The sequence below is a fragment of the Nocardioides sp. WJ219 genome, assembly GCF_058559815.1.
This window is the reverse complement of sequence record NZ_JBZUJV010000013.1, coordinates 1-11836: the sequence shown is the minus strand read 5'-3', so window position 1 is coordinate 11836 and position 11836 is coordinate 1. Positions and strand designations below refer to the sequence as shown.

Below are 11836 nucleotides of genomic sequence, written 5' to 3'. Positions count from 1 at the left end.
GGCCCACTCCTCGCCGTCCTGGACCCGGGCGCCGTCGGTCGCCACCATCCCGGTCGGCCGCCGGGAGCGGGGCTCGTTGACCTGCGGTGGCACACTGACCGGCGCCATGACGATGCAAGCCGACCGCGCGGGTGACGCCAGCGACGCCGAGCTGATGGCGTTGGCCCGGGCAGCCGACTCCGCAGCGGTGGCGGCGCTCTTCGAGCGTCACCACTCGGCGGCGCTCCGGTTCGCCCGCGGCCTGACCGACCCGGTCACCGCCGACGACGTCGCCTCGGAGGCGTTCGCCCGGGTGCTGCGGGCGCTGCGCGACGGCGGCGGGCCGGTCACGTCGTTCCGTCCCTACCTGTTGACCGCGGTGCGCAACGTCCACGTCGACCACGTCCGCAAGGACCGGCGCTACGTCTGGGAGGACGAGCCGGACGACCACGAGACGGCACCGGCGGCGAGCGACCCGGTCGAGGCGGAGCAGGAGGCCCGGCTGGTCGCCCAGGCGTTCGGCACGCTCCCCGAGCGGTGGCAGACGGTGCTGTGGCACACCGTGGTCGAGGACGACGACCACGACACCATCGGCCGGCTGCTCGGCATCAAGGCCAACGCCGTGGCCGCCCTCGCCTTCCGGGCCCGCGACGGGCTGCGCGAGGCCTACCTGACCGCCCACCTCGGTCCCCTGGCCGACGGTTGCCAGCCCACCCGCGGGTCCCTGGCCGCGCACGCCCGGGGCGCCCTGCGCCCCCGGCGGCGGCGCGCGGTCGAGACCCACCTCGCCGCGTGCGCCACCTGTACGTCGGCGGTGGCCGACCTGCGCCGGATCAGCCGCGGGACCGGGCTGCTGCTCGGACCTGGTGTGCTCGGCGTCGCGGGCGCCGCCTACGTGACGGCCGCCTGGGAGGGCAGCCCCGTCGCGCCCTCCGACGCCGAGCTGGCGTCGGGGCGACCGCGCAAGCGGCACGTCCTGGTCGCGGTCGCGGCGGTGACGGCCGTCGTCCTCGCCGCCGGCGGGGTGCAGGCGGTGGTCGCGACGCGGTCGCCGGACCGCGCGGACCGCGGCGACGCCGCGGGCAGCGGGGGACAGGCGGGCGTCGACACCTCGTCGTCCCCGTCGACCGACGGGTCCCCGAGCGACCCGGCGACCCCGCCCTCGGACCCGGCGGCACCCACCCCCGGTCGCCCGGGTCCGACGCAGCCCGCCCCCGGCCCGTCCGGTCCCGCCGGCCCGTCCGGCTCACCGTCCGGCTCCCCGACGCAGCCGACGGTCCCGCCGACCCCCCCGCCCGTCGTGCCACCCCTGCCGACGACGCCGCCGACGACGCCCGTGCTGCCGACCGAGCCGCCCACGGTGCCCGTCGACCCGTCGCCCCCACCGCCCGCGCCGCGCGCCGACCTGTGGCTCGACGACGCCCGGGGTGAGGACCTGGTGGAGTACCAGCACGTCGAGCTCCGGGTCGGCGACGGCGGCCTGCCCGTCGTCCAGGTGTCCGTGTCGTTCCGCGGCGTGGACTCGTGGACGGTGCACAGCGGGCCGTCGTGGGCGGCGGCGTCGTGCCGCGAGGTCGACGACCGCCCGCTGCGGGTGATCTGCGACGTGGTGTCGACCCGCGGCCCGCTCGCCTTCGACGTGGTCGCACCCGGGGCGTTCGGCCTCGACGCCGTCGTGCACGCCACCGGCAACCGCGACCCGCGCCCGCGGAACGACCGGCTCGCCTACTCCCGCTGAGATTTCTGGACAGACCCGCGTAAGCGGCGTGTACCCCCGGCGTCCTACCTGCGACACACCCCGAAGCAGATAGGTCCAGGTCGACGATGAGTGCCGCACGTCCCATGTCCCGAGGTCACCGAGCCCGGACCACCTCCGCGCACCGCCGCGAGGTCCCGCGCCGTCCCGCCCGCCCCGGCCTGCGTGGCCTGGCGGCGCTGCTGATGGTCGTCGCGCTCCTGTCCTGGACCGGTGCGAGCGCCGCGTCGTCCGACGAACCCGGCTCCGAGCCGGGTGCGGTCCCGACCGCACCCACTGGGTCGCCGACCGGCAGCACCGAGGCGCCCGACACCAGCGAGGACACCGCTCCACCGGCGCCGGCGGAGGAGGCGACGGGGCAGGACGACGCCCCGCCGAGCGCCCCGGCGTCCGCGGACCCGGAAGCCGACCCCGACGTGGACCCGCAGGTCGACGCGGAGGTCGACCGCCTCCCCCAGGCCCGCGCCGACCTGCCGCCGTCACAGGTGGGCGTGACCAAGACCAACAGCCTCGAGGGCGCGCCGCTGACGCCGGGCGCGGAGTTCACCTACACCCTGGTGGTCCGCTGCTCCGGGCTCGAGATCGGCTGCGTCAACCAGACCTTCACCGACGTCCTGCCGGCCGGGCTCGACGTCACCTCGCTGCCCAACAGCATCCCGGGCAGCCGCACCGTCTCCTACGACCCGGCCACCCGGGTCCTGAGCATCCGGTTCGTGGAGCCGTTGCAGGAGCCGGTGGGCTCGGTCGGCCTCAACGACGGCGCCACCCGCACGTTCGACGTGGGGATGCGGCTTCCCGCCGCCACGGCGATCGCCGACGGGACCGTCATCCCCAACACCGGGAGCACGGTCGCCGACAACTCCCCGCCGGCCGAGTCGACCTCCGACGTGACGGTCTCGGTGCCGCGCGAGGTCCGACCGGTCGCCACCAAGAACTGGCGCGACGGCGCAGCGGTCGCGCTCAGCGGCGAGGCGTCGACGATCGACCTCGGGGTCCGCAACAACTCCTCCAGCTCCGCAGCCGTCGACGAGCTCCTGATCACCGAGGCCGACGTCGACACCTTCGAGCACTTCGACCTCACCGGCGTCGAGGTCACCCGGTGGCCGTTGGGCGCCGACCGCGCCCGGCTGTTCGTCTGCACCGACGCGGGCTCCGCGTGCGCCTGGCCCGGCGACTACACCGCCGGAGCGTCCGCCACGACCCTGGGTGCGCTGGCCCTGCCCGGCGGCACCACTGCCGGCGCGGTCACCGGCTTCGTGGTCGTCTTCGACGACGCCGACGGCGCGACCCTGCCGTACGACGCCACCGGCGGTGCCGTGGCGGCCGGCCTCGAGCTGCGCGACACCTTCCGCTCCAGCGGCGCTGCACTGCGCCCGACCGCCAAGGTCACGGTGGGCAACTGCGCCGTCCCGGGCGCGGTCGACGACGAGGGCGACCTGACCCAGGGCGCCGCCGCCTGCGACACCTACGACGTCCTCCCCGACACCGTCGTCGTCAACGCGGGCAAGACGTTCCGCCCCGACACCGACGCCGACTTCAACCCGGCCGAGGCCGGCGAGCACGCCGTGGTCGGTCGCAGCTCGCCCGTGACCGCCACCGTGTCGGTCCAGAACAGGTCTGCCTTCCCGCTGCGCGAGATCCGGATCGTCGAGCCCGACGCCGTCCCGGCCTCCGAGTTCGACAAGCTCGACGTCTCCAAGGTCCGGTTGCGCTTCCCGGCCGGCGCGACCGGTGCCCACCTCGTGGTCTCCTACGCCGACGGCAGCGCCGACCTGGTCGTCGACCACACCGGCAACCAGACCGTCGACGTCGCGCGTGCCGGCACCCGGGTCACCCGGATCGAGGTCGTCTACACCGGTGTCGACGGCAACGGTCAGCCCTCCATCGCCATCGACGCGACCGCGTTCCTCGACGTGCACGGCAGGCTGAACGCGCTGGTCACCGACGAGGAGCTGCCCAACGGCAGCTCCCCGGGCGTCGGCAACTGCGCGTCGTTCCAGGCCAAGGCCACGACCAGCAGCAGCACCGGCACCAGCAGCGGCAACGCCTGCGCGACCCTGCCGGTCGAGCGCGAGCGCCGCTCGGGCACCGGGGTCAAGACCGTCAGCCAGACCGAGCTGCCGCCGGGCCAGCCGATCCAGTTCAGCCTGACCCTGCAGAACAACGGCAACGTGCCGCTCGTCGACCCGATCCTCTACGACCCGCCGGTCGACGGCGACGGCCGCCCGCGTACCGACGGCGTGGTCAGCCCGTTCAGCGTGGTCCGGATCGTCTCCGCGACGGCGCGCAAGGACTCGGGCGTGCCCGACGTCTCCGTCGAGGTCTTCGACGACGCCGCCGGAGGCACCGGCGCCTGGGTGCCGTACGCCACCGCCGACGCGGGGCTCCTCGAGCGGGCCCTCGGGATCCGGGTCGTCGTCGACGGCGAGCTGGCCCCGACCAAGCGGGTCTTCCTCGACCTGTTCGTCCAGCGTCGCGCCGGCATCGCCGACGACGTGCAGCTCAACAACTGCTTCGCCGCCGGCGCCCTCGACTGGAGCGGCGACCCCGCGTGCTCGCCGGCCGTCGAGACGGCGCCGGCGCAGAGCGCGGCCGCCATCAACAAGCGGATCACCCCCGGTGAGCTGGTCACGCCGATCCCCGGCATGGACGAGCAGACCGCCCAGGTGCGGATGACGATCGCCAACACCGGAAACATGAGCGCCAACCGCCTGCGGCTGACCGACCAGCGCCCGCAGTTCTACGACGCGATCGACGTCGGTGCCGTGCGGTCCGTGCAGTTCCCGCGCGGGGCCAACCGCGTGCAGGTCGACGCCCTCGTCGCCGGCGCGTGGGTCACCGGCACTCCCGTCGCGCCGATCACCAACGGGTCGGCGTACCCGCTGCCCGCCGGCGTCGCCGCCGACGACGTGGTGGGGCTGCGGTTCACCTTCACCAGCAACGGCGGCGGCTACGACCTCCGTCCGTGCGAGGGCGCCCCGACGCCGGAGGCGTGCACCGGCATCGTCGTGGTCGACGTGCACCCACGGACGACGCTGCGCTCCGACCCGTCGACGCCGATCCCCGAGCAGGTCTCCAACACCCTGACCGGGGGGCTCGAGACCAGCCTCCAGAACCCCGGCCAGCTGCAGGAGATCGACCCGGTCACCGCCGACCTGACCTTCACCGACGGGGACGCCGAGCTCGACGTGACGAAGACGCCCGACAGTGCCATCGCCCCCGGCGAGACCGCGCCGTTCCGGCTGCTGGTCACCAACACCGGCTCCACCAACCTGCCCGACGTGGTCGTGCGTGACCTGCTGCCTGCCGGGCTCACCTTCGACGAGTCGTTCGAGAACGGCGTGGGCTACCGCGTCGTCGACGCCCAGGTGCCGGCCGGCACCGCGCCGGTGCCGACGCCGACGTTCGAGACCACCACGCAGGGCGGCCGGATCGCGGGTCTGCGCTGGGAGTTCGGCGACTGGCTGATGCGACCGAGCACCCGCTTCGTCATCGAGATCCAGGTCCGGCTCTCGCCGGGCGTGAGCGAGGGCCAGTTGCACCAGAACGTCATGGGGGCCACCTCGCCCGCCGACGGCCTGACCTGCGCGCCGGGGACCGGCTCGGCGCCCGACGCCGAGGGCACCTGGTGCACCGACTCCGCCGCGGTCTCGACCAAGGCCGGCGCGGCGTTCGAGGCCCGCAAGTGGGTCGCCGGCCGCGACTCCCTCGGCTGGTGGAACAACCGTTCCCTCCGGACCGTGCCGGTGGGCGACGCGAGCTGCCCCACCCGGAGCGAGGGCGGCCGCACCTACACCGCGTTCCCGTGCGTCGCGCTGGTCAACCCGGGCGACCAGTACGACTACCTCCTCACCTTCGTCAACGCCGGCACCGAGCCCGCCACCCAGATGCGGGTCATCGACCGGTTCCCCGTCGCGGGCGACAAGGGCGTCGTGCTCAGCGGCCTCGACCGCGGCACCCAGTGGCAGAACCGGCCGACCCTGGCCGGTGCGCCGACGCTGAACGGCGCCGGCGCGCTGTCGGTCGAGTACGCCGACACCGAGGCCGACCTGTGCACCGGTGACCTCTCGATGTCCGACACCTGCGGCGCGGACACCTGGGACGGTGCGTTCGGCCCCGCCGCCGTGGGCATGCAGCTGCGCGTCGCCTGGGGCACGGGTGCCCCGCTGGCTCCCGGCCAGGGCGTCAGCATCGGCTTCTCGATGACGACGCCGCTCGACGTGCCGCGCGTCGCCGACCCGACGATCGCCTGGAACTCCTTCGGCCACGCCGAGAAGACGCTGCGCTCGAACGGTCAGGAGCGGGTGCTGCCGCCCACCGAGCCGATCAAGGTCGGCGTGGCGACGGCCTACGGCAGCCTCGAGGTCTCCAAGGTCGTCGGCGCCAACCCGGCCGGGCTGCCGCTGGCCGGCCGGACGTTCGACATCGACTACCGGTGCACCATCGACCCGATCGGCGGGCAGGCGGACACCGTCGTCGCCGAGGACACGCTCCGCCTGCAGGGTGGGGAGACCCAGCGGGTCGACGGCATCCCGGCTGGCGCCGAGTGCGCGGTCTGGGAGGACGACGCCCTGGGCGGCGTCACCAACCACCCGACGAACGACCCCGCGATCCGGGTCATCGCCCCGAGCCTCGGCGGCGGCCAGCCGCAGCGGGTCAACGTGGTCAACGACTACCCGCTCGGCGCGGTGACCGTGGAGAAGGCCGTCGAGGGCGCGGCCGCGTCGTTCGGTGGGTCGACGACGTACACCGTCGACGTGAGCTGCACCTGGCAGGGCCAGGTCGTCACCGGGTTCCCCCGGACGCTGTCGCTGGTCGGCAACGACACCGAGGTCGTGCCGGCGCCCACCGGCGCCCTGTGCACCGCCGTGGAGACCGGCGACGGGGGAGCGACCAGCACCGAGGTCGTCCCCGCCAACGGCGTGGTCGTCACCGCGGCGCCGACCGAGCCGCTCGAGCTGGTCGTCACCAACACCTTCGAGCAGGGACACCTGCGGATCCGCAAGGAGATCGAGGGCGCGGGTGCGACGCTGCCGGACGGGCCGTTCGCGTTCACCGTCGCCTGCACCTTCGAGGGCACCGCCCTCCCGACCGAGACCGTGCTGCTCGAGCGCGTCGGGGACGCGACCGAGATCGAGGAGGAGGTCTCGTTGCTGCTCCCGGTGGGGGCCGAGTGCACCGTCACCGAGACCGGCACCGGGGGCGCCGACAGCACCCCACCGCCGGTGACGCTGCAGATCGTGGAGAACGACGCCGACAACACCGTGACGGCGACGTTCGTCAACGAGTTCTCCGCCGGCACCCTGGCCCTCAGCAAGGTCCTGGCCGGCGCCGGTGCCACCGAGCAGTACGCCGTGGACGCCGTCTACACCGTGCTGGTGACCTGCGCGGTGGGTGACCCCACCTCGGTGGTGTTCTCCGACTCGGTGGAGATCAAGGGCGGCGAGCGACGTGCGCTCACCGACGCCGGCGGTGACCCCGTGCTCCTGCCGCTCGGCTCCCGCTGCTGGGGCGAGGAGACCGGCACCGGTGGTGCGACGTCGCACGCGCTGAACGCCGGCTCGTTCGCGACCGGCCTGGAGGTGGCTGCCGGCACGCCGGACGACCTGCAGCAGCTGGAGCTGGCGGCGACCAACACCTTCGACCTCGCGTCGTACACGGTGGAGAAGGTCGTCGACGGCGACGCGGCGGGCTACGCCGACGGACGTGAGTACACCGTCGCGGTGACCTGCGTGCTGCCCCAGGACGGCGTCCGCACGCCGCTGCTCACCGAGCAGGCCCACCAGGTCACCGACGACCAGCCGGTCACGATCGACGGACTGCCCGTCGGCGCGGAGTGCTGGGTGGTGGAGACCGACGACGGCGGCGCGACGTCGACCGTCGTCGAGCACGGCGGCCCGGCCACCCCGGCGGTCGTCGCGGCCGACGGCTCGACGCGCACGACGGTGACCAACACCTTCGCCGCCGGCGAGCTCGTCGTGGGCAAGCGGGTGGTCGGTGGCCCGGCGGGCCCCTACCGCTTCGAGGTCGCCTGCACCACCGGGCAGGGCGACGTGTCCCTCGCCCCCCGCGACGCGGCCTTCCGGCTGCGCGCCGGTGCCACCAGGACCATCAGCGTGCCGCTCGGTGCCGAGTGCCAGGTCGAGGAGGTCGACGTGCCCGCAGGGGCCACGGTGACCTTCGAGGACTCCGACGGTGACGACGACGGCGTCGTCGTGGTGGCGCCGGGGGCCGAGGTGACGGTGGTCAACACGTTCTCCGTCGTGGACGAGAACACCGACGGTCAGGACGACGGTCAGGACGACGGCGACGACGGCCCGGGCGACCAGGACGGCCAGGGGTGGGGGCTGCCGGACACCGGCGGGCCGAGCCTGCTGCTGGCGCTGGCCGGAGCGGGGCTCCTGCTGCTCGGCGGCGTCCTGGTCCGGGACGGGCGGCGACGGGCCCGGCAGCCGCGCTGAAGGCCCGGCGGGGCGGCCGGAACTTTCCGCGCCGTCCCGCGTAAGCCGGGCCGCGTCGCGGCGTCTTACCTGGGAAGACCCCCACTCAGATAGGTCCTGACGATGAGCTGTACGGCAACCGCGGCCGCGGTGCTCGACGAGGCGGCAGTCCCGGACGTGCTGGAGCTCCCCGCTCCGGTGGACGACCTGCCACCGCACCTGGCCGCCGTCATCGCGACCTGGCTGCGTGACCACGGCGTCGATCCCGCCCGGGTCCTCCCCGGTCGCCCCGTGGAGCGGGACGAGGAGCGTCAGCGGCTCGCGTGGCGCGAGCTGACCGACGGTGAGGTGCGCCTCCGGGTGCTCTTCCCGCCGGTCGGCCACGACCAGCGCTGGCCGGCGCCGTTCCCCGACGCGTGGTCGTCCCACGCCGGTGCCGGTCGCCGATGACCCCCCGGGACTCCCGTCTCACCGGTCATTCCACGAAACCGCTGAAAATCCTTTACCTTGGCACGGCGTCCCTCCCCCTTTCGGGTGGGCCGACCCCCTCCCCACCCGAAAGTCTTGGCATGCCCAGCGCCCCCTCCGCCCATCGTTCCGCCACGCGTCCGGGACCCTCCACCCGTACCGCCCGCTCGCTCCTCGCCCTCGGGGTCGCGGTGTCGGCAGGCCTGATCGGCGTCGCGGGCGGCCCCGGCGTCACCCCGGCCGTCGCCGCGCCGGCCCCCGACCCGCAGACGCGCTCGGTCACGGCGGTCGGGCCCTACTCCGGCGTCGTGCCCGACGGGTCCTGCTTCGTCGACGTCCGGGTGACCGGTGGCGCCGGTGGTCACAACCTGGTCGCCGGCGGCACGAGCCAGCCGGGCGCCAACGGCGCGGCGGCCCGCATCAACGCGCGGTACTCGGTCGTCCCCGGCGAGAGCTACACCGGCGTGGTGGGCGGCGGCGGCGCCCAGGACCGCGTCGCGGGAGCCAACGGCGGCGGCAGCGGCGGCACGGCGACCCCCACGTCCGGCGTCACCCACCAGGGCGGCGGCGGTGGCGGCTGGACGTCGCTCCAGCTCGACGGCACCGACGTCGTGGTGGCCGGCGGCGGCGGTGGCTCGGCCGGCGGGCACTCGACCAACCGCGGCGCAGGCGGGGCAGCCGGTCTGCCGACCGGCCCCGGTGTGACGGCGGGCGCGACCGGCACCAACGGCCGTGACAGCAACGCCGCCGACGACGTGACCGTCGGTGGTGGCGGCGGGGGCGGCACCGACGCGCCCGGCGCGGGTGGCGTCAACAGCGCGACCCCGGCCCGCAACGGCACGGCCGGCGACGGCCGCACCGGTGGCAACGGCGGCGTCGACGCCAACCCCGACAGCGGCGGTGGCGGTGGCGGTGGCTGGTTCGGTGCCGGCGGCGGCGCCTCGAGCACCACCAACGACGACGGCACGGGCGGCCTGAAGCCCACCGGCGTCTCCGGCGCGGGCGGCGGAGGTGGGTCGAGCTTCGTGGCGGCCACCAGCCCCGGCGGAGCCGGGGCGGCGGTGTCGGGTGTCAGCTCGGCCCCGGCGGGCCAGCGTGCGACCGCCGGCGCCGGCCAGGCCGGCGACGTCCTCCTCGACTTCGTGCCCTGCAGCTACGACCTCGCCGTGACCAAGACCGTCGACGACCCCGCCCCGGCGCCGGGCCAGACCGTCGTCTGGACGGTCGCCGTCACCAACAACGGGCCCGACCCGATGGCGCGGGGCGACCTGCTCACGCTGTCCGACACCCTGCCCGGCCCGGGCGTCAAGACGGTCGTCTCCGCGGTCGTCACCGGTGGGAGCAACGACCGTGGCCTGGCGCGGGGTGCGGTCAGCTGCGACGCGGCTCCCGGCGCCGCCATGCCGGCCACGCTGACCTGCTCGCGTCCGTACGCCGACGGCGTCGCCAGCTCGCCCGACACCGGGTCCCGCGGGCTCGACCCCGGTGAGACCGTCACCGTCACCTACACCCAGGCCATCCCGGATGGCACGGCGTCCGGGGCGACGTTCGACAACGTGGCCACGGTGACCGACCGCGGTGCGACCGGCGACAACACCGACAGCGCGACGATCACCGTCGCCTCCGGCCCGCCGGTGGCGACCGACGACAGCGCCAACACGCCGTATGAGACCCCCGTGAACCTGCCGGCCACCGGCAACGACAGCCCGGGCGACCCCGGCACCCCGTTGGTGCCGTCGGCGACGGTGTTCACCAGCGCGCAGGCGACTGCGGGTGGCAAGACGTTGGTCACCGCGCAGGGCACCTGGCAGGTCAACGGCGACGGCACGGTGACGTTCACCCCGGCCGACGGCTACGTCGGCACGACCCCGCCCGTGGAGTACCGGATCACCGACGCGGCCGGCGGCACCGACACGGCCCTGCTGACCGTGACCGTCCGCCCGGGCCCGACCGCCGTGCCCGACGAGGACGTCACGCCCCAGGACGTCACCGTCGTCCTCGACCCGCCCGCCCTCGGCAACGACACCCCCGGCGCCGGCGCCAACGGCGCACCGGGCACGTTCGACGCGGGGTCGCTCGTCTTCACCCCGGGCGGCACCCCCGGCGGCACCGTCTCGGGCGGCGGCAAGACGCTGACCATCCCCGGGCAGGGCGTGTTCACGATCGGCGCCGGCGGCCAGGTCACCTTCGACCCCGAGCCGCAGTTCACCCAGACCACCACCCCGGCGGCCTACACGGTCACCGACTCCTTCGGCAACCAGACCGGTTCCACCATCACCATCACCGTCGCGCCGGTCAGTCCGGTGGCCGAGGACGACGCGGCGAGCACGCCGTTCGACACCCCGGTGACGTTGCCGGCGGTGACCGATGACGCGGCGGGGGCGCCCTCGGCGCCGTTGGTGCCGTCGGCGACGGTGTTCACGAGCGGGCAGGCGGCTGCGGGTGGCAAGACGTTGGTCACCGCTCAGGGCACCTGGCAGGTCAACGGTGACGGCACGGTGACGTTCACCCCGGTGGCGGGCTACGTCGGTACGACGCCGGCGGTGGAGTACCGGATCGTCGATGACAACGGCACGACCGACACGGCGTTGCTGACGGTGACGGTGCGTCCGGGTCCGTCGGCGACGCCGGATGAGGACGAGACGCCGCAGGACGTCGAGGTGACGGTGGACCCGTTGACCAACGACACCCCGGGTCTGCTGGCCGACGGTACGGCGGGCAGCTGGGACGAGACCTCGGTGCGGTTCCTGGCCGCGGGCAACCCGGGCACGGTCTCCGACGGCGGCCGGACGTTGACGGTGCCGGGCGAGGGCTTCTACACCGTCGACCCGGTCTCCGGTGAGGTCACCTTCGATCCCGAGCCGCAGTTCACCGACGTCGCGACGCCGGTGACCTACACGGTCACCGACGCCAACGGCAACGACGTGTCCTCGACGATCACGATCACGGTGGCGCCGATCAGCCCGGTGGCCAACGACGACACCGCGAGCACGCCGTTCGAGACCCCGGTGACGCTGCCGGCGGTGACCGACGACGATGCCGGTGACCCGACGGCGCCGCTGGTGCCGTCGGCGACGGTGTTCACCAGTGGGCAGGCCACCAACGGCGGCAAGACCCTGGCCACCACTGAGGGCACCTGGCAGATCAACACCGACGGCACGGTCACCTTCACCCCGGCCCCCGGCTACACCGG

The 11836-nt window shown here is 74.6% G+C and carries 4 protein-coding genes; all 4 read left to right on the top strand.

The features are described 5' to 3' along the window. Positions 1-106: 106 nt before the first annotated feature. Positions 107-1717 carry an RNA polymerase sigma factor gene (locus AC4MBH_RS22390; RefSeq protein WP_491797626.1) on the top strand — a complete coding sequence of 537 codons (1611 nt, stop codon included), beginning with the start codon at positions 107-109 and terminating at the stop codon, positions 1715-1717. Positions 1718-1821: 104 nt separating this feature from the next. Beyond that, entirely contained in the window at positions 1822-8196 is a 6375-nt protein-coding gene (locus AC4MBH_RS22385; RefSeq protein WP_491797625.1) for a DUF5979 domain-containing protein, read from the top strand. 102 nt (positions 8197-8298) lie between these two features. Continuing rightward, entirely contained in the window at positions 8299-8625 is a 327-nt protein-coding gene (locus AC4MBH_RS22380; protein ID WP_491797624.1) for a hypothetical protein, read from the top strand. 119 nt (positions 8626-8744) lie between these two features. Then, on the top strand, positions 8745-11836 hold a 3092-nt coding region (locus AC4MBH_RS22375), incomplete at its 3' end, for an Ig-like domain-containing protein (protein WP_491797623.1).

What these genes read in the sequence shown, in the direction of transcription:
- AC4MBH_RS22390 (WP_491797626.1), top strand. Translation starts at nt 107, where the DNA reads ATGACGATGCAAGCCGACCGCGCGGGTGACGCCAGCGACGCCGAGCTG.
- AC4MBH_RS22385 (WP_491797625.1), top strand. Translation starts at nt 1,822, where the DNA reads ATGTCCCGAGGTCACCGAGCCCGGACCACCTCCGCGCACCGCCGCGAG.
- AC4MBH_RS22380 (WP_491797624.1), top strand. Translation starts at nt 8,299, where the DNA reads ATGAGCTGTACGGCAACCGCGGCCGCGGTGCTCGACGAGGCGGCAGTC.